20 protein-coding genes and 2 pseudogenes are annotated in these 24,765 nt (G+C 35.6%); 19 read left to right on the top strand and 3 right to left on the bottom strand.

Annotated elements, in window-relative coordinates; all coding sequences use genetic code 11:
- From AB3I42_RS13705 to AB3I42_RS13690, 4 genes are all read left to right on the top strand, one after another.
- On the top strand, positions 1-433 hold a 433-nt coding region (locus AB3I42_RS13705; RefSeq protein WP_368022565.1), incomplete at its 5' end, for a DUF1643 domain-containing protein.
- Between the two features lie 155 nt (positions 434-588).
- Positions 589-885: a hypothetical protein gene (locus tag AB3I42_RS13700; RefSeq protein ID WP_002389981.1), complete on the top strand. Its 297-nt coding sequence runs from the start codon at positions 589-591 to the stop codon at positions 883-885.
- Positions 878-1,768 carry an EcsC family protein gene (locus AB3I42_RS13695; RefSeq protein WP_002324319.1) on the top strand — a complete coding sequence of 297 codons (891 nt, stop codon included), beginning with the start codon at positions 878-880 and terminating at the stop codon, positions 1,766-1,768. Before AB3I42_RS13700 ends, AB3I42_RS13695 begins: the two co-directional genes overlap by 8 nt.
- Positions 1,769-1,849: 81 nt before the next feature.
- Positions 1,850-2,857, top strand: coding sequence for a DUF4767 domain-containing protein (locus AB3I42_RS13690; RefSeq protein WP_002389978.1), 1,008 nt, complete (start codon positions 1,850-1,852; stop codon positions 2,855-2,857).
- 331 nt (positions 2,858-3,188) lie between these two features.
- On the opposite strand, the gene AB3I42_RS13685 is transcribed toward AB3I42_RS13690, so the two are convergent.
- Positions 3,189-4,355 carry a hypothetical protein gene (locus AB3I42_RS13685; protein WP_368022564.1) on the bottom strand — a complete coding sequence of 389 codons (1,167 nt, stop codon included), beginning with the start codon at positions 4,353-4,355 and terminating at the stop codon, positions 3,189-3,191.
- 170 nt (positions 4,356-4,525) lie between these two features.
- Here AB3I42_RS13685 and AB3I42_RS13680 point away from each other — a divergent pair, with 170 nt between their 5' ends.
- From AB3I42_RS13680 to AB3I42_RS13615, 14 genes and pseudogenes are all read left to right on the top strand, one after another.
- Positions 4,526-5,359 (top strand): replication initiation factor domain-containing protein, encoded by an 834-nt coding sequence (locus AB3I42_RS13680; protein ID WP_002389975.1) that lies wholly within the window; start codon positions 4,526-4,528, stop codon positions 5,357-5,359.
- A 43-nt stretch (positions 5,360-5,402) separates the two neighbouring features.
- Entirely contained in the window at positions 5,403-5,567 is a 165-nt protein-coding gene (locus AB3I42_RS13675) for a hypothetical protein (protein WP_002340116.1), read from the top strand.
- A complete protein-coding gene (locus AB3I42_RS13670) occupies positions 5,542-5,808 on the top strand; it encodes an adenylate kinase (protein WP_002286113.1) in 267 nt (88 codons plus the stop codon). Before AB3I42_RS13675 ends, AB3I42_RS13670 begins: the two co-directional genes overlap by 26 nt.
- A gap of 265 nt (positions 5,809-6,073) precedes the next feature.
- Positions 6,074-7,447, top strand: coding sequence for a recombinase family protein (locus AB3I42_RS13665; RefSeq protein ID WP_368022563.1), 1,374 nt, complete (start codon positions 6,074-6,076; stop codon positions 7,445-7,447).
- A 3-nt stretch (positions 7,448-7,450) separates the two neighbouring features.
- Positions 7,451-9,088, top strand: a complete 1,638-nt coding sequence (locus tag AB3I42_RS13660) for a recombinase family protein (RefSeq protein WP_152132157.1) — start codon at positions 7,451-7,453, stop codon at positions 9,086-9,088.
- A gap of 162 nt (positions 9,089-9,250) precedes the next feature.
- Positions 9,251-9,622 (top strand): hypothetical protein, encoded by a 372-nt coding sequence (locus tag AB3I42_RS13655; protein WP_002328114.1) that lies wholly within the window; start codon positions 9,251-9,253, stop codon positions 9,620-9,622.
- A pseudogene (locus tag AB3I42_RS13650) lies at positions 9,594-9,923 on the top strand (recombinase family protein); the annotation flags it as partial. The gene AB3I42_RS13655 and the pseudogene AB3I42_RS13650, both read left to right, overlap by 29 nt.
- A 177-nt stretch (positions 9,924-10,100) precedes the next feature.
- Positions 10,101-11,696: a type I restriction-modification system subunit M gene (locus AB3I42_RS13645; RefSeq protein WP_088745812.1), complete on the top strand. Its 1,596-nt coding sequence runs from the start codon at positions 10,101-10,103 to the stop codon at positions 11,694-11,696.
- Positions 11,686-12,840 (top strand): restriction endonuclease subunit S, encoded by a 1,155-nt coding sequence (locus AB3I42_RS13640; protein WP_010721403.1) that lies wholly within the window; start codon positions 11,686-11,688, stop codon positions 12,838-12,840. Before AB3I42_RS13645 ends, AB3I42_RS13640 begins: the two co-directional genes overlap by 11 nt.
- A 13-nt stretch (positions 12,841-12,853) precedes the next feature.
- Positions 12,854-16,003: a type I restriction endonuclease subunit R gene (locus tag AB3I42_RS13635; protein ID WP_368022562.1), complete on the top strand. Its 3,150-nt coding sequence runs from the start codon at positions 12,854-12,856 to the stop codon at positions 16,001-16,003.
- Positions 16,004-16,550: 547 nt separating this feature from the next.
- Positions 16,551-18,218, top strand: a complete 1,668-nt coding sequence (locus AB3I42_RS13630; RefSeq protein WP_104879559.1) for an McrB family protein — start codon at positions 16,551-16,553, stop codon at positions 18,216-18,218.
- Complete coding sequence (locus AB3I42_RS13625) at positions 18,193-19,485, top strand: guanosine 5'-monophosphate oxidoreductase (protein WP_104843889.1); 1,293 nt, start codon at positions 18,193-18,195, stop codon at positions 19,483-19,485. The genes AB3I42_RS13630 and AB3I42_RS13625 overlap by 26 nt, the downstream gene beginning before the upstream one ends.
- A gap of 419 nt (positions 19,486-19,904) precedes the next feature.
- Positions 19,905-20,813, top strand: a complete 909-nt coding sequence (locus AB3I42_RS13620; RefSeq protein WP_325830359.1) for an IS982-like element ISEfm1 family transposase — start codon at positions 19,905-19,907, stop codon at positions 20,811-20,813.
- 55 nt (positions 20,814-20,868) lie between these two features.
- On the top strand, positions 20,869-21,366 hold the full coding sequence (locus AB3I42_RS13615) for a GNAT family N-acetyltransferase (RefSeq protein ID WP_002316138.1): 498 nt from the start codon (positions 20,869-20,871) through the stop codon (positions 21,364-21,366).
- Positions 21,367-21,402: 36 nt separating this feature from the next.
- On the opposite strand, the gene AB3I42_RS13610 is transcribed toward AB3I42_RS13615, so the two are convergent.
- Entirely contained in the window at positions 21,403-22,164 is a 762-nt protein-coding gene (locus AB3I42_RS13610; RefSeq protein ID WP_306297531.1) for a PHP domain-containing protein, read from the bottom strand.
- A gap of 193 nt (positions 22,165-22,357) precedes the next feature.
- Here AB3I42_RS13610 and clpL point away from each other — a divergent pair, with 193 nt between their 5' ends.
- Positions 22,358-24,472, top strand: coding sequence for an ATP-dependent protease ClpL (gene clpL / locus AB3I42_RS13605; RefSeq protein WP_002335148.1), 2,115 nt, complete (start codon positions 22,358-22,360; stop codon positions 24,470-24,472).
- A gap of 120 nt (positions 24,473-24,592) precedes the next feature.
- Here clpL and AB3I42_RS13600 read toward each other — a convergent pair.
- Positions 24,593-24,765: pseudogene (locus AB3I42_RS13600) on the bottom strand (IS6 family transposase); the annotation flags it as partial.

Genomic DNA, 24,765 nt, shown 5'->3' with positions numbered 1-24,765 from the left:
TAAATTAGCAGTAGTCATTACTATTCGTCCAACAGATACAGAACCATTTACGAATGATTTGAGTATGTTATTAATCGAAAAGAATATCCGACAATTAGGATTTACTGGTTTTATTGCTGTGAATCTTTTTTCGTACACAAAAGCGAAAAGTCCTCGGGTATTTCTTCGAGGAAATGATGAACAATCTTTGGAAATATTAACGACTGTTTTTACAGAAAAGAGAATCAACACCATTATTTTTGCTTGTGGTTCGATTACGGCAACGAGTCAAGTGGCTTATGAACAAGCAAAGACCATTTACGATCAATTGATTGCGAAACAAAAGAAGATGACCAAAGTATTGATAAATGCAGAAGGTAAGTTATCCCACCCACTAAGTATTCATGTTCGTAATGAATGGCAATTGGCGGATCATTCTTTGTTATTTCAATAAACGAAAATAAGTATTCAATGTATATGTTTCTTTTTCTGTTATTTTACTTGTTCTTTTACAGACTAAACAACTTGTAAAACCTCTTGTTATATGCATTATCAATGAAGGAATCAATATGATATTTTTAAAATGTCAGAGGAAATGGAGGTGAGCAAGTGAAAGTAGATGGGGAATGTTTGACGAGTTCGTATAAAAGTATCTATGAATTTTTTGAGGAAAAAGGGCTAAACACGGATTTACTTTATCAGTTTTATATTGCTTTTCGTGGGCAACAGTTATCGTTTCCAATGAAAATGTATGACCGAGAATTAGTCGCTCAAAAAATTGAAACAATGGTACAAGAAAACCATTCCATTGATTCTAGGAAATTAACGGATAGGTATGGTTTTTCAACGAGATGGATTCAAAGTATTATCAGACAACAACAAAAGGAGCAACATGTACATGGCTAATGAAGAAACAGTAGGTTTGAGAATCATAGAAGAAGCATTCAAATTACCAATGGTCAAAGTTGATCGTCGAGCATTTTTGATTCAAACATTTCAAGGAAAAGTTTCTGATATTGAAGGACTCATAGAAAAGGGACCACAAGCATTTTTATCCAAAGAAATGCTAGATCGTGAAGCACAAAAATGTATTCAATCGATTACCTTGAAATCAAGTGCGGTATCGTTAGCAACTGGACTGCCAGGAGGTATCGCTATGGCAGCAACTATTCCAGCGGATCTCCTTCAGTTCTTTGGTTATTCATTACGATTAGCACAGGAAATTTCGTACATTTATGGATTTAAGGATTTAATGGGAGAGAATGGAGAGCTCAGTGAAGAAGCAAAGAATACGTTGATATTGTATTTGGGAATTATGCTTGGAGTAACTTCTGCAGGTTCTGCTGTACGAGCGATGTCTGGAAAGTTATCTACACAAGCATTGAAAAAGATTCCTCAAAAAGCATTGACACAAACGTTGTATTATCCAGTAATCAAACGAGTACTAGGTATTTTTGGTACAAAGTTAACTAAAAATACCTTCGCGAAAGGTATTTCTAAAGCAGTACCAGTTGTGGGAGGCGTTGTTTCAGGAGGCATCAATTACTTGTCTATGAAACCAATGGCAACAAAGCTTCAAACAGAGTTAGGGAAAAATGTAGCATATACAGAAGAAAGTCTCCAACAAGATTTAGATATTTTAGAAGGTGAATTTGAAGAAGTATCTTCTGACATCGCGTCTTCTGATACAGTTCTTTCTCAATTAGAAAGACTTTCTCACTTGTTGGAAACGAATATGATTACAGAAGAAGAGTTTCAACAATTGAAGCAAGAGCTGTTAAAGAAATAATTATTTAGAAAAAGCAACCACTTATACGGGTGGTTCTTTTTCTTGAATGAATTCAAATTTATTATTAGGAGAAGAAAAAGGATGAAAGCAAAACAATTATTCCTATTAGGCACGATTCTTTTACTTGGAGGATGTTCTACTGTCTCTCAACATGAACAAAAGAAACAAGTGGATTCAACAACTCATGAAATTGAAACAACAAGAAAGGAATCTTCTACAAAAGAAATAGAAAAAACTACTCAAGAAACTAACACAACAGAGTCTAGTAAGGCAACGAGTTCAGATACGAGTGATTCTCAAATAAAACAAGAATTATGGGATACAAATAAATCTTCTCAAGTAGCAACTTTTGTCACACAATGGGGAAAGACATTAGGACAAGAATATAAAAGCTACAATCCTCAGAATAATGTAAGTCTGTATGGAACTCCTTTACCCCAAGCCGTGATTAATGGCAATTGGAAAATGGCAATCAATGAAGCACCAGTTACCGTACAATGGTCAGAAGATGGAACTGGTCATGCAGATTTTAAATTAGTAGCAGTTTATTCTGATGTAGAAACTGGAGAATATTTAGGGCAGCATGTTTACTTTTTTGGTTTTCAAAATGGACAACCTAAAGTTTATTTAACGCAACAAAATCAAGGTAATGAAAATAATTATCTGTACTTTAACGAAACTCAAAATCAACAGTTAAAACAAGGTTTCAGTGATATTGTGAATGGACAAACTCCTCAAACACCAGTAGTAGAAGAATCTACTCAACAAGCAACAACTACAACGACGCAATCTACAAGTAGCTCAGCAATTTCAAGTTGGGAAGCTGCTAAAGAAACTGTACTAAATAATAAAGCGTTATGGATTTATGAGTCTTCAGATAAAAATGCATCAAATACTAATATTATTGAATCCACCCAATATAGAAAAGATTTAATGCAAGATGAAAATGGAGAATTTTATCCAGTTGATATTTCTACTGACGATATTGGAAATACGGTAATGAATGGAGGAAAGCAATTCCGAGTTTATACAGATGGAAGAATTTCTCAACGGATTGGAATGACTAACAATTTTCAAATGATTAAATAATATTATAGACTGAGAATAGTAGTTATTTGATAGTTTTAAAGAAATATGTACTGAATATTAGGAACATTTCTGATGAAGTTACTAGTATAGAAAATAATTTCGTACTTACAGGGATTGAAGCGTGTATCAATGTATTGGTATGCATGGATATAATAAATTTTATCCTTAGAAAAAGTAATTAAGATGCCCTGCTAAATATAACTTAGCAGGGCATCTATTAATTTTATTGGGAACATTAAAGTAGCTGAACAAACGCATTATAAGTCCCCTGATACCTTAATGTAATACTAGGTATATCAGTAAAGTATCAGCTAAGATAGTCAATTAATTATTACTCGGTTTCAAGTTCAAATAGATGCCTATCTAAGTCTATTTCTGGCGATAAGAGCTGCCATTTCCATGAAGGTAAAAAATCGTTAAAAATTGTTTGTTCTTCTAGTGTTGAGGCTTCGTAGCCAATAATCTTATTTTGATGTGCGAGTGTTGATAATTTTGATTTAACAGAACGAACTTTATTTTCAAAGGAGCTCCAGAATTCGATATTCGAATGAATGATGCTTATATTTTCCTTATTAACAACGATATACAAGTTTCTTTCTTGTGAAATTTCTTGATTTTTTCTAATCTTTTCTATTTCTTGATATAGATCCCCTTTTCCTTTTTTAAATATCCCTTTTTTTTCCTTAGCAACGTGTTTGAGCCCATCCCATTCGCCATAATATAGAGAGTTACGCTTATTTTTTATATAGAGTGTGTAATAATTTCCATTAGGAAAAGGAACATCTTCCGGATAATCTAAGTTTACTTCTATATACAGATTGGAATGCTTATTGTCCTTTTCTTGTTTTTCCACTTTCTCTTTTTTCTTCTCTTTCTCTTTTATTTTAGTGGGGTCTAGTGGACAAGGAGCAATTTTTTTAGTACTCCATAATTCGAATAAAATAGAGGCAATATTGATTGGTGAAAGAGTCTCTTTCTCTTTTTTTAGAAGAGGAATTAAACGCTTTTGTGATTTCCATCCAATTTGTCCAAGCTTAAAGATCCCATTATCATCAGTAATCAATTCTATTTTCTCTAATACAAATTGTGCATCGTTAGTTAATTTATAAGGCTTAGATTGTGTCATCATGAAATTAACTAACTCTGAAATTAAGTCCCTAGAGAATTCTTCATATTGAAAAAATTTCTTGATAGTGACGTCATCAAAGGTTATGGCGTATTTCATAAATTTATTAAGAAGTTTAATATAACCTACCTCGGAAAAAATTTCATTGTTTGCTGGTACATACTCTGGAGAATTTGTAATCCTGAAGAAATCAAATTCTTGCTTCGCCATGCTAGTAAAATTTCGTTTTTTATTTTTTATTTTATTCCATTCTGGTTTCGCGCAGTTTTGAAAAGCTGAATCAAAACTTAGGCTATTGTCACTTTTATAAGGTAATTCAAAAAATTCTTTAACGATTTCAACGAATTGAAATTCATAAAATACATGAAACATAATAAACATCCTTTCAAAATATATATTGCCCACCAATTGCCCACCAGCTGCCTGATGATTCAATACGATGGTTGTGATTAAATTAAATTGTTCAAAATATAAGGTATATTGTTATTTTAACAGATACTTTTTCATATTTGAATACTCTGAAAAGAAAGGAGGTTTATTTTATGAAAGAACAAGCTAGGAGTACAAAATATCCAACGCTTGTAATTGATTATGTAATGATTTCATTTGTTGAAGCAAATGTGATTGAAGTTGGTAGATATTTATTTGACTATTCCATTATCGAAGAATTTGAACTATTGGAAAGTAGTATACGTGGCTTTAATAAAGTTCTTACAAATGGCTTTTTATTTCTCCATTATGAAAACAAGGGAGAAAAAGCAGTTGTCTTGCTAGAGATTCGTTCAAAAGGATGTCGATATCTAGAATGCCAAGTGGATCATCAATGGACACAGTTCTTTTTTAAACTAATGAAAGTAGGAGAAAATATTTCAATCAAAAGCTACAACATCAAAAGACTGGATATAGCAATTGATGGGTTTACTTCAGATACTTTAAGCACAAAGCGAGTTCAACGATATCTCAATCAGAGGTTAGTTACGTCGCGCTTTCGTACATGCAGAACAATTCAAGAAACTAGAATTTCCTCGTCTGACATAATCGGTGATAGTATCTATTTTGGAAAACGAGCGAGTGATATCTCGGTAGTCGTCTATGATAAAAAATTAGAGACGAAAACACAAGATATTTGGTTCAGAACAGAGTTAAGGTTTCGACATGACTGGGCAAATCGTGTTATTGCAACGTTGGTTGAAAATTCATCTGAGTTTTCCTCTTATATATCAAGCATTTTAAAACGTAATTTGCAATTTCGCTCTCATACGGAGAATTATTCAGAAGTGAGACGTAGAAATTTAGCAACTTGGTATGAAAGATATCTTGAATATATATGCCAACAAGAACTTCATTGTGGAAAAATGAAATTTCTAGCTTCATGAAAGTGGTAGTTAGCCAGTGACGTTACAGAAAGAAGAGGATTAAATGAATGATTTGAATTTCGATTCTTTAGTAGCAGAGCTATTAAAAGAAGAAAATGGTCAGTTTGTGGTGGACTTAAGTATCTATTTTTCAGAAAATACCCAAGGAAACAAGGGTGATTTATTAGAACAGGAGGAAGAGAATGAGAAGAAATACAAAGAAGGCTAAATTTTTTATAGCATTAGTCAAAAAATATCAAATGAGTCCTTTTTATTCGTTTGAGATACTTAAGGAGATTTATTTGTATAAGGTAACTGATAGAGAAATTTCTGGTCTATTAAATGCTCTTAAAAATGATGAGCTACTGGAAACAAACCAGAAAAGAATAACAAGAAGCGGACGTGTTCAATATATATGGAAGCTTACGGAAAAAGGTATGATTGAATATCATCGTCTCATGGAATTATAACGATTGGAGGACTATTTTTATGGAGGATTTTATTTTTGAATTAGCTATTGGGCTTGTTTTTTATTTCAACCAAAATGGAAAAGAGGCAGTAAATAAGAAAGAAGAATAAACTTGGTTTAGGAATTGGAACTGATTGAACGTTTTGCATATTTTAAGTATTTAGGAAAGAAAACGATTCTTAGTCGATTTTCTTTCCTTTTTGATCAGTGAATATTTTACTGTAAGTACTTAAAGTTATAGAAATGGCTAGGAGGAGGAATCAAGCATGCGTGTGGCTTGTTATGATCGAACGTCTGTTTATGAAGAAGCGAAAATCACTAATGACGCTCAATATGATGCAGTGAAAGAGTATGTTTTAGAGAAATATGAACAAATTCCCCAACGATTTTCAGACAAAGGAGAATCAGGGGGAAAAGCGGAACGTCCAGCTTTTCGACAGCTTAGAGCTTGGGTTTGTGCGTCAGAAGAAGAGGGGGTGATCTATGTTTGGCGTTATGATCGATTGGCACGTCAAGCCAAAATAGCCTTAGAATTTATTGAGTTGTGCCAACAACATCAGGTTCAAGTGTATTCGATTTCTGAACCTCTTCCTGCTTCTTTCTCACACGCGTCAACGAATAAACTATTTGTGCAATTATTGTTCACTTTTGCAGAACAACAACGAAACGTCATTATTGAAAATGTTCGTGCCGGACTTGCCTATAAAAAGCAACAACGGCAATACCTATCTTCTGCGGTTCCATATGGGTATCGTTTAGTGAATGGGAAAATCCAACAAGAAGTACACGAAGCAAGGATTGTTCGCTATATTTTTCAACTTTATTTGACTAAAAAATATGGCTACAAAAAGCTTTGTCAACGATTGACGCAACAAAAGCTTTTCTTCCGCGAACGTCCTTTTCAGCCCTATCATATTTATAGTATCCTAAAAAATCCATTGTACTATGGCGAAATCAAAGGAGGATCTTTGGGGAAGTATCTAGGAACCTTTGAACCGATTCTCTCGAAAACAATCTTTTTACAAGCCCAAGAGATTCGCCAATCAAGGTGTACAGCTAAAAAAGATACGTATCCGTACTTATTACGTCAAAAAATTCGGTGTCCCTTCTGTGGTCGTCATCTGAGTTCGAAGTATCAATGGAATACAAAGAAGACAAAGACGCTTCATTATTATCATTGTACCGACCGAAGCTGCCAAGGAATCTTTCTTCGGGCAGAAAGGGTTGAGTCAGAAGTATTGGAAAAGATACAGGCTTTTTTTCAATACGAAGGCGTCTATCAAGCCTTGATTGCCCAATTGACGCAACAATTATCCGAAAAGCGAAAAGATGAAAAACACAAAGTAATCCAACAAAAGAAACAAGAAGCACAATGGCTCAAGGCATTTGAAGAGGGCAATTGTTCACTGGAAGAACTCAAGCAACAGCTGCAAGCTCTTCAAAAGCCGAGGTCTACTTCTTCGTTTCTTTCACTCCAACAGTGTGAAGCAAAAGTGAAAGAATGGCTTCAACTAAAAGACCTCTCTAGTCGACAATTGTTATGTGACCATGTTTGTCGGATCGAGGTAACAAAGGAAAAAACAGTCTGTGGGATTTACTTCCGGCAAATGACACAAAATATTTTAGAAGGGAACGAATGATCTATGGAAACGACACCAACCAAACGAGTCGCATTGTATATTCGGGTGAGTACCCAAGAACAAGCTTTAGAAGGACATAGTATTCAAGCACAAGAACAAAATGGACGACAGTTTGCCGAACGGATGGGCTATGAAGTGGTAGAAGTTTATGCCGATGAAGGGATTAGTGGGAAATCCACAAAAAATCGGTTCGCCTATCAACGAATGATGAACGATGCTCGGAACCATCGTTTTGATCTACTAGTGATTTGGAAATTGACCCGTCTCGGACGCAATATGTTAGATGTCTTACAAACCGTCGAGGAACTGTTGCGATATGATGTGGGGTTACATTCGATCTCGGAACAATTTGACGTGACTACTTCGACAGGAAAACTAATGTTACAACTCCTTGGGAGTTTCGGTGAATTTGAACGCAACCAAATTGCGGAGAATGTTCAGATGTCAATGCAAAGCTTAGTGAAAGATAAAAAGCGTTATGCAGGTGGACGACGTTTAGGCTATGTCAGTGGTATTGACACGAATGGTCAAAAACAATTGGTCATTGAACCAGAAGAGGCGAAAATTGTTCGTCTGATCTATGCAAAATATTTAGGCGGAGCAGGGTATCGAGCGATTGCCAATTTTTTGAATCGTCAAGGATATCAAACAGTCAAAAAGAATGCTTTTTCTACCACGGCAGTCAAAGATATCTTACACAATAAAATTTATGCAGGGTATTTAGAATATGCGCGCTACATCAATTGGGAAACCAAACGACGGAAAGGAAAGAATCCGAAACCGATTTTAGTGAAAGGAACCCATGAACCGATTATTTCGGAAGAAGATTATCAAAAAGTACAAGAACGCTTTGCTTTAGAAGGAAAACAACCCAAATGGAACCATACAGGTGAAAATGTATTGACGGGGTTGTTACGTTGTCCAGAATGTGGGGCACCGATGGCAGCGAGTAATGTCACAAATACCCTAAAAGATGGCACAAAGAAACGGATTCGATATTATTCTTGTTCAGTTTTTCGAAATAAGGGAGCAAGTGTGTGTCATGCCAATTCGATTCGTGCCGAACAAGCGGAAACATTTGTCGCCGACCGATTAAAGGAAATTATTCAGCTACCAGAAGTTCTTCCCCGATTGGTGGCAGCGTTAAATGAAGAAATAGTGCGACAAAGCCAACCATTGGAACAAGAACTCGTGGTGTTACTGGAACGAAAGGAAGAATTGAAGACTAAAATTGAAAAATGGGAAGCTGCTTTGGAAGATAGTCCTGAATTGTTTCCGATGTTAAAAGACCGCTTAGACGAATTGACTGAAAAACGACGACAGTTGCACATTCGAGAAAATGAAATCTTAGGGATCTTTCAACAACAAGGAGAGCCGATTCAAGTCAAAGATGTCCAACGGATATTGACTAGTTTGGATCGTTTTCTTGCCCAGAGTGAGAAGAAGCAAATCAAAGCCTTGTATCGTACCTTTATTGAGAAAATAACCTTTGATCCTAACCATAAGGAGATGTTGGAAATTACGATGAAATTCACGCCTGTCGTGGTACAACAATTGAATGAGCAATACCAAATAGCCGTATCCAAAACAAAGGATACGGCTATTTTTGTGTTAAAAACACCCTTTACGTTAACGATCTAGTCTAGGTTATATCAAACAACGTTAGAGGGGCGCTAACGCTTCTCTAGCGATTTGAAATCGTTAGAGAAGTAGTTAGGGAGGTCCTTATCATAAATAGGGATATTTATTAATGAATATTTGAAATATAATTGTATATAAGAATTAAAAAGAGTGGGGATAGATATGAAAAAGATGGGTAAGTGTATTTTATGTGAAAAATACACTGAACTTACTAAAGAACATGTGCCACCTAAAAAATCAGGGAATACTGGAGGTAAAAAGACCAGAACTGGTAATTTAGATGATTTCCTTAAGAGCGATTTTACAAAAGGTGATTTTCCGAAGGGGATTAAAAGGAAACCTCAAGGAAATGTTTATTATACGTTATGTAGTAAATGTAATAGTTTTTTTGGTAGTGAGTATGTTGAGGAATATATTAGATTTGCAGAAGACAATAAAAATTTCCTTTATAACAATACAAGGAAAATAAACGAAGAAAATGGTACGCAAAATCTAACTATTAGAGCAAAAACAGGAAGCTGCTTTGGAAGATAGTCCCGAACTATTTCCGATGTTAAAAGATCGTTTAAATGAATTGACTGAAAAACGAAGACAGTTACAAATTCGAGAGAATGAAATCTTAGGGATCTTTCAACAACAAGGGGAACCGATTCAAGTCAAAGATGTCCAACAGATATTGACTAGTTTGGATTGCTTTCTTATCCAGATTGAGAAGAAGCAAGTTAAAGCTTTGTATCACACCTTTATTGAGAAAATAACCTTTGATCCTAATCAGAAGTAGATATTGCCGATCCCGATGAGATTCACACCTACTGTGATTTGACAATTGAATGAGTAATATCAAATAGCCGTATCCAAACCAAAGGATATGGCTATTTTTGTGTTAGGGATATACGTCACGTAGCTTGTTATCAAGAATAAGTTTCTTTATTTTTTTGCTTTTTCTAAAAGGGAGTATGCTAAAATAAGAGGGTATATAGCAACTTTAAATAAGAGATAGGAGTGTATCTTTTTGGGTGCAGAATTAAATCAGAAGTTATTTAGTGCGGCAGATAATCTCCGTAGTAAAATGGATGCGTCAGAATATAAAAATTATTTATTGGGGCTGATTTTCTATAAATATTTATCCGACCGTTTGCTGGAACAAGTGGTTCTTTTAGCAGATGAATCCTTAGAGGAATATGACACAGTAAGCAAACAAACAATGTTGTATCGTGAATTACTTTCAGATGAAGAATCAAAAGAAGATCTGATTGCCACAATCGTTGATATTTTGGGATATGCAATTGCACCAGAGTATCTTTTCAACGTCTTAGCGGATCAAGCAAAACAAGCAACGTTCCAATTGAACGATCTAAACAAAGCCTTTGTGCAATTGGCATCTACCTACAATCAATTTAATGGGTTATTTGATGATGTGGATCTCCAATCAAAAAAACTAGGAACAGATGAGCAACAACGAAATGTGACGATTACCGAAGTTATCAAGAAATTGAATGACGTGGAAGTTTTAGGTCACGATGGGGATGTGATCGGGGATGCGTATGAATTTCTGATCAGTCAATTTGCTTCAGAAGCAGGGAAGAAAGCCGGAGAATTTTACACGCCTCATATGGTTTCTGATATGATGGCACAAATCGTGACGTTGGATCAAAAAGAACGACGATTCTTTAGTGTCTTTGACCCAACCATGGGTTCAGGTTCCTTGATGTTAAATGTACGTAACTACTTAACTCATCCAGATAACGTTAAATATCATGGGCAAGAACTAAATACAACGACATACAATCTAGCAAAAATGAACTTGATTTTACATGGGGTAGATGCCGAAGAAATGAATCTCCGCAATGGGGATACGTTGAATAAGGACTGGCCAACAGATGAACCTTACACATTTGATGCAGTAGTGATGAATCCACCTTATTCGGCTAATTGGTCAGCAGATACGACCTTCTTAGATGATTCTCGGTTTAATCGCTACGGGAAATTAGCGCCAAAATCCAAAGCAGATTTTGCGTTTCTTCTTCATGGTTTCTATCATTTGAAGGAAACAGGGACTATGGCTATCGTCTTGCCACACGGGGTTTTATTCCGTGGTGCTGCAGAAGGGGTCATTCGTCAAAAATTATTAGAAGACGGCAGTATTTATGCTGTGATCGGTATGCCTGCGAACTTGTTCTTTGGTACATCGATTCCCACGACGGTGATTGTATTGAAGAAGAATCGTCAAACTCGAGATGTATTATTCATTGACGCTAGTCGAGAATTTGTCAAAGGGAAAAATCAAAACAAACTATCGGAAGAAAATATTCAAAAAATCCTCGAAACCTATGCTGAAAGAAAAGATGTCGAGAAATACGCTCATTTGGCAACCTTTGATGAAATCAAAGAAAATGACTATAACTTAAATATTCCACGCTATGTAGATACGTTTGAAGAAGAAGAACCAATTGATATGGTTTATGTCGGAAATGACATCAAGAAGATACGACAAGAACAGCAAGTGCTAGAAAAAGAACTTTTAGAAGCTATCTCTTCCCTGCAAACAACACCTGAAAATGAAGCGTGGTTACAAGGCGCGTTGGAGGTGTTCAAACATGAGCAATAATACACAACCAGAAATTCGGTTTCCTGGATTTACGGAAGATTGGGAACAGCGTAAGTTAGGTGATTTTATTGATGTTAAGTCTGGAAAAGACTACAAACATCTGAATTCGGGATCAATACCTGTCTATGGAACTGGTGGATATATGCTAAGTGTAGATAGAGCGCTATCAGATATAGATGCCATTGGGATCGGAAGGAAAGGGACAATTGATAAGCCTTATTTATTAAAAGCGCCTTTTTGGACTGTCGATACCTTGTTTTACGCTGTTCCTAAACAAAATATTGACCTTCAATTTTCACTATCTATTTTTAAAAAAATAAATTGGAAAAAATTTGATGAATCTACTGGTGTACCTAGTTTATCGAAAACTGTAATTAATAGTGTGGGTGCTTCTGTTCCCAGTTATGAAGAACAACAAAAAATCGGTTCATTCTTCAAACAATTAGACGAGACTATCGCTCTTCATCAACGTAAGTTAGATTTGCTGAAGGAAACGAAAAAAGGATTCTTACAAAAAATGTTCCCTAAAAACGGAGCAAAAGTGCCAGAAATTCGATTTCCTGGTTTTACGGGAGATTGGGAACAGCGGAAGTTGGGGGACGTTCTAACTGTTTCAAAAGAGAAAAATAAATCCAATTCCTACTCCAAAGAACAGATTTTATCTGTTTCTAGAGAAGTAGGAACGGTAAATCAAATCGAGTATCAAGGACGTTCTTTTGCTGGAGCAGACATTTCTGGATATAAAATAGTTTACCCTGGGCAGTTGATTTATACTAAGAGCCCATTGAAAGGCGCGCCTTATGGAATTTTTCAATTAGTAACAGAAGAAGGTATTGTGTCACCGTTATATGCTGTCTACAATTCAACCGAACAAGCCCTGGCTTCGTTTATTGGTCTACAGTTAAAAAGTGATAATATTGCTACACATTATCTGTCCCCTTTAGTTTCTAAAGGTGCAAAAAATACAATTAATATTACCGATGAAGGTGCTTTGGATGGACGTGTCACGTATCCAACTATTACTGAGCAGCAAAAAATCGTTGCCTTTTTCAAACAACTAGAGAATACCATCACTCTTCATCAACGTAAGTTAGATTTGCTGAAGGAAACGAAAAAAGGCTTCTTGCAAAAGATGTTTGTTTAGGGAGAGAAGAAGAATGAAAATTAGTCACCGTGAGGAAGCGGAAGTCGAAGAACAGTTGATTCGTGTCCTCGGGGAAGGACATAATCAGTGGACGTATCGTCCGGATCTAAAATCAGAAGAAGATCTTTGGGTTAATTTACGCCAAAAAATCATCTCAAATAATCAAGCAGAACTGAATGATTCTCCTTTGACCGATAAAGAATTTGAAACGATCAAAACCGAATTATTACTGCGAACGAAAACCCCATTCGATGCTGCGAAATGGTTAAAAGGTGAAAATGGAATGGCTCGGATCACGATTGAACGGGAAGATCCGCAATTGGGTTCTGTCTCGCTCATTCTTTATTCCAATCAAGACATTGGTGGAGGAATCTCTACCTATGAAGTGGTCCATCAAATTGCAAAACGTGGAAGTAACATAGAAGCGCGGGATCGACGTTTTGACGTCACCTTATTGATCAATGGATTACCGATTGTCCAAATCGAGTTGAAACAAGTAACCGCAAAAGATGGCGTCTATCAGGCGTTTAACCAAATCAAAAAGTATGCAGAAGAAGGCATGTTTCGGAACAATATCTTTTCGACCTTGCAGTTGTTTGTGGTTTCCAATGAACAAACGACCCGGTATTTTGCAAATGCCTTACCGAAAGACTTGCACCCTAAGTTTTTATTTAGTTGGCGAACGAAAGACAATGAAAAAGTAGAAAACTTATATGAGTTTTGTAAACAAGTGCTAAATATCCCGGATGCCCATCGCTTGATTGCGGATTATACGATTGTCAGTGAAGATCAAGACAATAAAACCCTCATGGTGTTACATCCTTATCAAGTACATGCGATTCAAGCCTTGTTTATTGCTGCAAATAAACATCAATCAGGGTATGTGTGGCATGCGACAGGTTCAGGAAAGACGTTGACTAGTTTTGTATCTACTAAGCTTTTAGCACGAAAATCGGGGATCGATCGAACGATCATGTTAGTGGACCGCAAAGATTTAGATAATCAAACCACCGCAGAGTTTACGAAATTTGCTTCGGAATTTAATACGGGGATTTCTTCTGGGAATGCCAAAGCAAATAGCTTGATTGTTGGAACGGGAAGTGCCAAAGAATTAAGTGAAACCCTGTTGGCGGATGCCAATGCGAATGTTGTAATCATTACAACCCGTCAAAAACTAGATGCGGCGTTGAAATATGCAAAGAAACAGGAAGAGAAAAAAGGAACCAATCGCTTCCAAAAATTAATGGGGCAACATATCGTGTTTGTAGTAGATGAGTGTCATCGAGCGTTAAGTGCTGAAAATATGGAAGAAATCAAAAAAATGTTTCCGAAATCCACTTGGTTTGGCTTTACAGGTACACCGATTTTCCCTGAGAATCGGAAACAAGCCAAAGGGCAATTGGCACGTACGACCCATGATCAGTATGGAGAGGTCTTGCACACCTATACCATCAAGAATGCATTAGAAGATGGCTCGGTTTTAGGATTTCAAGTAGAGCATGAAAACACCGTGGAGCCGACTTCATTAGAGAATAAAATCTATCGGAAATTAAAAGAAGTAGAAACATATGCAGAGTATTCACCGGAACAGATCAATCGTATGATTGATCAAATGGAGCCGGTTAAAAAAGAAAGTTATTTGGACCCTACTGTTTTTGAATCAGATGAACATATCCAAAAAGTCATTCATAAAATGTTCCGTCCAGACAATGCCTATACAAAATTTGATTTTCGAAATGGCCGTCCAACGAAGTCTGCGATCTTAACCACGAGTTCCATTGACATGGCCAAAAAGTATTATCGAGCGATCAAAGAAATGACGAAAGAACCTGACTGGTTAATAAAAGAGTTTCCTAATCAGCCCATTCGTGAAGGAAGAACGATGGAGGATCCTGATTTTCCACGAATCGCTATTACCTATTCATTAGAAGAAAATAGCCGAGATTCAAGCGCCCAACAAGAAGAAATGCAAAAAATTATTGAGGAATATAATCAGTATTATGATACTGCCTGGTCTTTAGCAGACATTGAACGTTATAACGGAGATATCAATAATCGTTTGGCACGAAAAAGAGCGGAATTCAAACAATTTGGGAAACAAATTGATTTAGTGATCGTAGTGGATCGTCTGTTGACAGGTTTTGATGCGCCTACGATTCAAACCCTATTTGTGGATCGTAATCTAGAGTATGCAGGATTGATCCAAGCTTTTTCACGTACGAATCGTACGTATCCTGATAAGACAAAAGGATTGATTGTGACGTTTCGTAAGCCAGCGACAATGGAGAAGAATGTCGAGGATGCGACAAAACTCTATTCAGAAGCAAAAGAAGAATCGGGTTTGATTTATCCAAGTTATCAGGAATCCAAAAAAAGATTCAAACAAGCATATGGTAAGTTAAAAGAGGTTTCATCCATGGAATCCATTGATGAACATACTCCTCTTGAAACTCGTATCGAATATGTCAAAGCATTTCAAGAATTGAATCGTGCGTATGAATCGTTAGTGACTTATGACGATTACAATGATGACATGGTGAAATCTCCAACTTTGAACAATCAAATTCAACTTTTGGAAGAACAAATTGGCGTGTACGAGACCGTGAAGGGTTCATTAATAGAGGAAGAACCAGAAAAAGAAGGAGAAGATTTTTCAACGATCGAATTTTATAGTGAAAATACCACGAAGTTGTATGATATTGATTCTACTTATATTGATCAATTACTAGGAAATTATGCTGCGAATAGTTCAGATGCACGAGAAGAAATTGAAAAAGCTTTGGCTAAATTGAATAAAACAGAAGGAGTCAAAGAAGTTTACCGACAAATTTTAAATGCGTTTGATGTGGGGACTTTAGATAGTAATGAAGATATCTTTGTCATTAAACGTCGCTATTTTACACAAGCGAGTGATGATTTGATTCATGTCTTTTCCAATGAGTGGTTTGTCTCTGAGAAAGAATTACATGCTTCTAATCTGCAATATATGCCAGGTGAAGATCCAATTCCTAATATGAAAGCAATTATCAATAGTAAGGATTACGAAGGATATAAAGCCAAACATCCAGAAGCGAAGCCATTTAAATACCCACAAGAAATGAAGCGAGCATGGCGTAAAATGTTAGATGATGAGTTGATTCCACTTGAGAATGAATTGAGGTAAAAAAATCATTATTTAATTCTTTTAATTATTACCGATAACAAGTGATATTTATAGATTCTGTAACAAGCTGATATCAAAAATAGAACTAAGGGGAAATTTTTATACCCATTTCTAGATATTAATTCCATGAGTTTATACTTTTTCACTTATGATCGGAATCATGTGGACACATTCTTCTAGAGACTCTTGGAATAGAATCCTATTTCTCACTTGAAACTAACCAGCTAATTTTTTTATTGTGTTATTTTATTTGGAAATTTAATGATAAAGAGGGATAGAATATTTAGAGTATAGTGGATGTGAGGAGGTAACACAACTGGATGATTTGCAAGAAAAAAGAATTTTAAAAAAATTAATCGATTTTGGCATTACAGATATAGAATCGTTTCTTAAATTAAATTTTAGAAGAAACTAGTTAAATTAATAATAGATATGTTTATATTATGGGTTATACAGTATCTATGAAAGCTGGAAATAAAGCTAACATACATCGTCAATTTAATAGAGAAATTAAAAAAATAAATCAAATTGTATAGAAGGTATTTAAATGAATGATAGTAGTAGAATGGAAGAACTCTCTGAGGTAGTTACAGAACTAATTGAATTCAGCAATTGGTGCTATGATAATAATGAAGGAAATTATAGTGAAGTTAAAGCAAAGCAAAACAAATTTATTAGGGGAAAGCGGAAAACTGACAGAAAGTCTTCGATTATTATAGATAATTTGCATTTTGGGTGGAACTATAATCAAAATAACGCTGGGAAAAAACTTTGGGCAAAGGGATATGTCAATACAGGGTATACTAATATTGCTTATGACCGCAGTAATGAAAATGATAAAAAATTAGTTTTTAGTGTAAAAAAAGAAATTAAAAAAATTATTCATTTGCCGTCTGATAAGCCAATAACTTCTGAGATAAAGGAAATAGTTGAAACATTTTGGAATTATCAAGATAAAAAAGAAATGAATCCTAAAGAAACAGATGTAAAAGGGTATCTACAAGCATTATCTGATAAATTAATAAAATCCAAAAACCTTATTCTACGTGGCGCTCCTGGAACAGGGAAAACATTCCTTGCAAATGAAATGGCAGCTGATGTCGTTTCAAATGGCAGAACTACACAAATCAATGAATTGAGCGAAGATGAAAAGAGCCGAATTGGATTTGTCCAGTTTCATCCTAGCTATGATTATACTGATTTTGTTGAAGGTTTACGTCCAACTACATCCGATGATGGCGTTGTTAGTTTCACCTTGAAAGATGGAAGCTTTAAGAGCTTTGTTGAAAAAGCAAAGAAAACAAAGAAAGTAAATGGACAAGATAATTTTGAAGAAGCTTGGGCTAAATTTTTTGATGCGGTAACGGAAGCTAGTATAGAAGGAGAAGGCTACAACAAACTTAAAACATTGACAGGTAAACCAGTACGCAATCTTCTCGCCTATGAAAGAAATGAAATTCAAGGCGTTTATCCTGCAAAAACTACTACTTACATGAACCATGACCAAATTTATAATGTCTATCGTGGATTACCTGGTACGCCAAAAGGTGGATTTGATGCTTATCGAAAAGCGATTGTAAAACACTTAAAAGAAGAATTTGGCTTAAAAAACTACACGGCGTCAACGGTAGATTCTACGAATAACCAAAACTATGTGTTTATCATTGATGAAATTAATCGGGGCGAAATTTCCAAAATTTTCGGCGAATTATTTTTCTCAATTGATCCAGGATATCGTGGGCATAAAGAAGGTGTTTACACACAGTATGCAAACCTCCATGAAAATCCAGAAGAAAAATTCTATATTCCTAATAATGTTTATATTATTGGGACGATGAACGACATTGACCGTTCTGTTGACACTTTTGATTTTGCTATGCGCCGGAGATTTACTTTCTTAGAAATAAAAGCAGAAGATTCAGCACAAAATATGCTGACTCAAGAGAAAACAAAAGAACTTATGACGCGTTTAAATGAGGCGATCGTTGCCAAAGAAAAAGGTGGATTGTCAACTGATTACCAAATTGGTGCTAGTTACTTTTTAAGTATCGATAATGGTGAGGAGACAATGGAACAATTATGGGATACTAAGTTATATCCATTATTGAAAGACTATTTTCGTGGTGAACATAAGGCGAAAGAAAAATTAGAAATACTAGAAAAGGTATACTCTAATGACGGTGATTTAGATGAAGCTGAAACCTCTACACGATAATCAAGAAATCAATGACTCAGTTGTGCAACATCCAATCATTACGAACTTAGTTAATCGTGACTTAAGTAGTTTAGAGAAAGAAAATTTTATTATCTTTCCGCAACAGTTAAATCAATCCAAGGATCTAAGTGAAGATAACTTGATATTTCAATCAAGAAATGGAAAAATTTGGACTTGTAATGTCGTAGGTATCCTTAGCGATTCAACAGATGAATTAAGAATTCATTCTAGATTCGCTAATCAAATGAAGCATGAAGATTTCTTTTTACGTTATATGCTTCAGCGTGTTTTGAATTACAACGTGATTAATGATCATTTTAGTGCATCTAAAAAGATGACATACTACGATTTGTTGGTATTTCTCTTTCCTTATTATCTGAATGAAGCAATGCGTAAAGGGATATACAAAGAATATGTCAAACGAGAATACAATAATGCCAATATCAAGGGAGCTGTTGATGTTGCAAAACACATCCGTTCGAATGTTCCTTTCGTTGGAAAAGTTGCTTATCGAACACGAGAGTTCAGCTATAATAATCATCTGACGCAACTTATTCGTCATACTATTGAAAAAATCCAAAATGAGTATGATTTCTTACTTAGTGGAGATGAGGATACGAAAGAAAACGTGGTTCTAATCAAACAAACAACACCTGATTATGCTAGATTAAACCAATTTAATATCCTTCAAAAGAATATCCTTCATCCAGTCAAACATAGTTATTACGAGGAATATTCGGCTCTTCAACAAATCTGTATCCAAATTTTATCGGAAGAAAAATCAGGATTTGGAAGTGATAAAAATCAAATACATGGAATCATTATCGATGTGTCTTGGCTATGGGAAGAATACATTGGGAAAGTCACTGGTTGGAAACATTATGGCAGAGATAAAGGGTTAGCAACAATGCATTTATTTCAAGAGCCCAACCGGTCCCCACGATATCCAGATTTTACATTTAATAATATACCAATTGATACAAAATACAAAAAACATCTTGATACTAGAAATGACTATAATCAGTTAGTCACATATATTCATATAATGAATTTAGACCAAGCAGATACAATGAAAGGCGGCTTTCTGCAACCTACTTCCGATCCCCTTCCTGCAAATCATGGGTATAAAAAAATAGGCATATTAAGCGGGCTAGGAGGAGAAATATTCACATATCATTTTTTCATTCCGCAAGCTGCGTCAAGTTATTTGGAATTTGTAGAACAGATGAGAGAGGTAGAAGCAGCACTACAAACTACTTTTCAATAAGTAGGAGTCATAGAAATTTTACTCAAAAAATCTTCATTAAACAATTTGGCTAAATAAGTTTGGAAAACAGATTACCTATATTTCAATATCCAGTGAGTTATAAATATCATTCACTCATGATACGCAGCTCCATACCACAAATAATGATATTTTTTAAGAGAAAAAATTATCCCTATTTTAAATAATAGAAATAGGTAGTGGTAGGGAGAAATTTATAAATAACTTTTTTATTTGCTTTGGTAGCCAAGTAAGTTGCAAAAGAAAAATAAATACTGTTAAAAAGATAATGTAGACATAGAAACAAATACACCCGTGGTGCTAGTTAATTTTTTCCTAGAGGAAAATGTCTAAACATGTTGGTAAATCAACAAAAAAACGCATATAGTAGTCTCAAAACTCCCAAGAAATGAGGACTACATATGCGTTCATCAAAATATACTGAACATTATACAGATACTTTTATAACATTCAAGGAAATTATGAGAACTGTTTCTAACATATACCACAATTGTGTACCAGATAAGATTAAAAACCGAAGAAATACTGATCAACTGAAGCAACGCGATACAGTGATTATTGCTTGTGTTATATGGGGCATAATTAATGGCTATACTAGCCAAAGAGCCACGTATAGAGCGGTTTGTTCCGTCTTATTTCCTAATGGTGACTTTGCTAGTAGGAGTCGATTCACTCGCTTAAGTTCAAACTTAGCTTACACTATCAAGATTATTCGATACTTTTTCATCAAGAAGCTCACCAAAGGTGAACTAGTCGGAATTATAGATAGTTTTCCTAGTCCATTATGTAAACCAGTTAGAAATAGACAAGCAAAACTATTGAATCAAATAGCCAAAGTTGGCTATAATTCAACAAAAAAATCTTATTTTTATGGTCTTAAAATTCATATGATCGTTACTAAGACTGGCTTTCCGATTACTTACTCAATCACGAATCCAGGTGTCCATGACGTGAAAGTGTTAGAGACTTTATCGGAAGAAGGGAATCTTCCCAATATCCTAGGGGACAAAGGATATATTAGCCATAAAATCCATGAAAAGCTTGCCCTTAAGGGCATTACTATATCCGTTCCGCCACGTAAAAACATGGATAAATCAGAAAAACTAGACCACAGCTTACTTGGAAAACAAAGAAAAACAGTTGAGACTGTTTTTTCTTCCTTAGAAAAATTAGGTTGTCAAAATTTCAACTCACGTTCTGTTAAAGGGCTAGAGAGTAGATTTGAAAGCATATTACTGGCTTACAGTGTTCTATTAAGTCGAGCACAACGACGCTTTGAAGGAACTTTGAGATATTCTTTAGGATATTAAAATTAACTAGCACCACGGGTGATTTATAGTATACTATGTCAAAAGGAGGAGTTAGATGAACAATCAAATCACACTAGCGTATTTAGATTATGATGATCTAGATGCTTTACAAGTTGTAAGTGTTGTCAGTTTTTATGAATCGTTTATCGATGGCGCAGATCCACTTGATATGCAAGGATATTTACAGACACAATTGACAACTGAAATATTGGCAGTAGAATTGGCACAGTCAACCAGTAAATTTATTGGTATTAAGGATCATCAAATACTCATTGGTTATATGAAAGTCAATGATGAAAAAGATGCTATAGAGATTCAACGGATCTATCTGCTCAAAGATTATCAAAACAAAGGGTTAGGGCAACGGTTACTCGATGAAGCGAATCGTTATGCTAAAACGAAACAAAAACGTTATTTACGTTTGACTGTTTATGAAAAAAATCATGCAGGTATTCGTTTTTATGAACGTCATGGATTTAAAAAAATCGGGATCAAACATTTTCCTTTAGGAAAACAAGATCGTATTTGTCCGATTTTAGAAAAAGAAATCTAAAAAAACGTCCTCACTTTTGATGCTGAGGACGTTTTTTTAGACTGGTAATGGAACCATAATTCGCTTTCCTTTTTGATAAATCGCTAATTCCGTCACACCTTTTGCTTTTAACAGAGCAAAAAGATCATCGAAATGGAAACGGAAATGTTCAAGGTAATGCCCATCTGATCCAACACTAAACAAGGTACCACCACGTGAAAGATATAAATCGATGACATATTCATATAACGCTAAATTGTCATACAAGTAAGCGCTCTTAGCATTTAATTCGAATGCCAATTTATTTTTGATTACTTGATCTAGAATCGGTAAAAACTGCGCTTCATATTGTTTAAATTCAGCAACGGATAGACCAAATACCCGAAAACCATAGTCAAAATGAGCAAAGACATCTGCTTCTATAACAACTAGTGCTTCTGAAAGTTGTGCAAAATACAGAGGAATCACAATAGCAGGATCCATATCTTTGACTTCGTCATCTAAATAATCAAATTGACCATTATGATGCACACTGAGTAATTTTAAATCGTAATCTTTATCGGCTAAATAGTCGATGATCCGATCCTTTTCAGAAGTTATGTAACCGATTTCGATACCTTTTAAAACACGATTGCCAAAACGCTTATTTAAGCTATCGATTGTTTGACTGTACATTTCATAATCGGGGATATCATCGACTTTAGTAACAGGATTGGCTAAGTCAAAATGTTCAGTTGTCACGACGTAACCATCGTAGTTTGTTAAATAGTCCTCATTTCTTGGGAGTTTTGAGACTACTATATGCGTTTTTTTGTTGATTTACCAACATGTTTAGACATTTTCCTCTAGGAAAAAATTAACTAGCACCACGGGTTATCCTAATTATTTCTAATTGATTCTATAAGCACTTTACTTAGCGATACATAAAAATTGTGATACAATTCGGTTGTAGTTTTAAAGGATATTATGGTCACTAAGTTACACATATAAATTTTTATTGAGGTGTGATAATATGGCAAATTTCTACGGAAATGATCCTTTTTTCAACAATGATATGGATGATGTTTTCAATCAATTATTTCGGCGCATGGGTAATCAAAATTCGGAGCGTGCACGGTATTTAGTTAATGGACAATCGTTGACACCGGATGAGTTTGCTCAATACCGAGCAACTGGTAAGCTACCCCAAAATAATAAAACAATAGAAGTATCTAAAGATGGTAAACAGGCTGTTAAAAAAGGAGGGATTTTAGAAAAGTTAGGGACTAATTTGACGGAACAGGCTCGTGATGGACTACTAGATCCAGTGATTGGACGTGAGAAAGAGATTCAAGAAACTGCAGAAATTTTAAGTCGTAGAACGAAAAATAATGCAATCTTAGTTGGTGATGCCGGTGTAGGTAAAACTGCAGTCGTCGAAGGTCTGGCACAAGCAATTGTGGCTGGTAAAGTTCCAGAAACGATTCAAGATAAAGAAATCTATTCGATTGATTTATCGTCTTTGGAAGCGGGAACTCAATATCGCGGTTCTTTTGAAGAAAATATTAAACAGCTGGTAGAGGAAGTTAAAGCAGCTGGTAATATTATTCTATTCTTCGATGAAATTCATCAGATTCTCGGCACGGGTGCCACTGGTGGTGAAGATGGTGGCAAAGGATTGGCTGATATCATTAAACCTGCTTTGTCACGTGGCGAGCTGAGTGTAATCGGGGCTACGACTCAAGATGAATATCGCAATACTATTTTGAAAAATGCGGCTTTGGCACGGCGATTCAATGATGTTGTGATTAATGAACCGACGGCCGCTGACACTTTACGTATATTACAAGGTGTTAAAGAGCTGTACGAAAAACATCATCATGTTGTATTACCAGATGATGTTTTGAAGGCGGCTGTGGATTATTCAATCCAATATATACCACAACGCACTTTGCCAGATAAAGCTATCGATTTGATCGACATGACTGCGGCTCATTTAGCGGCTAAAAATTCGCAAACTGATGTTGAGACATTGGATCAACGCCTTAAAAAATTAGAGGCAGCTAAGGAGGCCGCCATTAAAGCGGAGGACTTTACAAAAGCCGCTGATATCAAGAAGTCGATCGAGGAAACCAAGCAAAAAATTAAAGAAACGGATCAAAAAGAAAAAATCACTGCCACGATTGATGATGTGGCACAATCGGTTGAACGTTTAACTGGTATACCAGTTTCTGATATGGGCGCTAATGATATTGAGCGCTTGAAAAATCTTGATAAGCGTCTGAAAAGTAAGGTAATCGGTCAAGATGAAGCGGTTGAAATGGTAGCAAAAGCAATTCGGCGTAACCGTGCGGGCTTTTCAGAGGGGGATCAGCCGATTGGAAGTTTTCTGTTTGTGGGCCCAACTGGCGTAGGAAAGACTGAATTAGCTAAGCAATTAGCCTTAGATATGTTTGGAAATGAAAATGCGATTATTCGGCTAGATATGAGTGAATATGCTGATCGTACAGCTGTGTCGAAATTAATTGGTACCTCGGCTGGATACGTAGGCTATGAAGATAATGCTAATACTCTAACTGAACGGGTTCGGCGTAATCCATATTCCATTGTATTATTAGATGAAATTGAAAAGGCTGATCCACAAGTATTAACGTTACTGTTACAAGTGATGGATGATGGGCGCTTAACGGATGGACAAGGCAATGTCATTAATTTCAAAAATACGATTATTATTGCTACTTCTAATGCTGGCTTTGGTAATGAAGCATTAAGTGGTGACAAGCAACGAGATCAGTCATTAATGGATAAGTTAGCACCATTTTTCCGCCCAGAATTTCTGAACCGCTTTAATGGAATCGTGGAATTTTCACATCTGACTAAGCAAGACTTAAGTCAAATTGTCGATTTGATGTTGGCGGATGTACAAAAAACTTTAGCCAAAAAATCCATCAAACTTGAGGTAACTAAAGCGGCCAAAGATTGGCTGATGGAACAAGGCTATGATGAAGCAATGGGTGCGCGGCCATTACGGCGAGTAATTGAACAACAAATTCGTGATAAGGTAACAGATTTCTACCTTGACCACTTAGATGTCAAAAACTTGAAGGCTGATTTAGTGGATGCTGAGATTGTGATATCGGCAGCTTAGCTTAAATCAGTGTTCATAAATAACTTTATATAAGAGGAGATTTATTGGGAAGGAGATTGCTTGATAGGTTCTGTTGCAAAGTTTTAAATAAAGAATAAAATCCCTTACGGTATCTATGATTTAAGCTGGGATTCCCAATAATACCTTGATTTCAGTACAGACCGAAAACCCGAAGAGAGTGCCTTCTTTTCGGGTTTTCTTATATAATCCTCGGATGGCTTCCATGCCTTTAATCGTGGTAGAGGCAGTGCGTAAACTTCGATAGAATTTATTGCGTCTCTTTACTGGACGAA

Source organism: Enterococcus sp. C53 (assembly GCF_040887425.1).
GTDB classification, from domain to species: Bacteria; Bacillota; Bacilli; order Lactobacillales; family Enterococcaceae; genus Enterococcus_B; species Enterococcus_B hirae.
Note: the sequence above shows the minus strand (reverse complement) of the source record. Positions and strands in the feature narration are given on the sequence as shown.

Coding starts and splice junctions, on each gene's coding strand:
- AB3I42_RS13695 (WP_002324319.1), top strand. CDS start 878: ATGGCTAATGAAGAAACAGTAGGTTTGAGAATCATAGAAGAAGCATTC.
- AB3I42_RS13690 (WP_002389978.1), top strand. CDS start 1,850: ATGAAAGCAAAACAATTATTCCTATTAGGCACGATTCTTTTACTTGGA.
- AB3I42_RS13685 (WP_368022564.1), bottom strand. CDS start 4,355: ATGTTTCATGTATTTTATGAATTTCAATTCGTTGAAATCGTTAAAGAA.
- AB3I42_RS13680 (WP_002389975.1), top strand. CDS start 4,526: ATGAAAGAACAAGCTAGGAGTACAAAATATCCAACGCTTGTAATTGAT.
- AB3I42_RS13675 (WP_002340116.1), top strand. CDS start 5,403: ATGAATGATTTGAATTTCGATTCTTTAGTAGCAGAGCTATTAAAAGAA.
- AB3I42_RS13670 (WP_002286113.1), top strand. CDS start 5,542: ATGAGAAGAAATACAAAGAAGGCTAAATTTTTTATAGCATTAGTCAAA.
- AB3I42_RS13665 (WP_368022563.1), top strand. CDS start 6,074: ATGCGTGTGGCTTGTTATGATCGAACGTCTGTTTATGAAGAAGCGAAA.
- AB3I42_RS13660 (WP_152132157.1), top strand. CDS start 7,451: ATGGAAACGACACCAACCAAACGAGTCGCATTGTATATTCGGGTGAGT.
- AB3I42_RS13655 (WP_002328114.1), top strand. CDS start 9,251: ATGAAAAAGATGGGTAAGTGTATTTTATGTGAAAAATACACTGAACTT.
- AB3I42_RS13640 (WP_010721403.1), top strand. CDS start 11,686: ATGAGCAATAATACACAACCAGAAATTCGGTTTCCTGGATTTACGGAA.
- AB3I42_RS13635 (WP_368022562.1), top strand. CDS start 12,854: ATGAAAATTAGTCACCGTGAGGAAGCGGAAGTCGAAGAACAGTTGATT.
- AB3I42_RS13630 (WP_104879559.1), top strand. CDS start 16,551: ATGAATGATAGTAGTAGAATGGAAGAACTCTCTGAGGTAGTTACAGAA.
- AB3I42_RS13625 (WP_104843889.1), top strand. CDS start 18,193: ATGAAGCTGAAACCTCTACACGATAATCAAGAAATCAATGACTCAGTT.
- AB3I42_RS13620 (WP_325830359.1), top strand. CDS start 19,905: ATGCGTTCATCAAAATATACTGAACATTATACAGATACTTTTATAACA.
- AB3I42_RS13615 (WP_002316138.1), top strand. CDS start 20,869: ATGAACAATCAAATCACACTAGCGTATTTAGATTATGATGATCTAGAT.
- clpL (WP_002335148.1), top strand. CDS start 22,358: ATGGCAAATTTCTACGGAAATGATCCTTTTTTCAACAATGATATGGAT.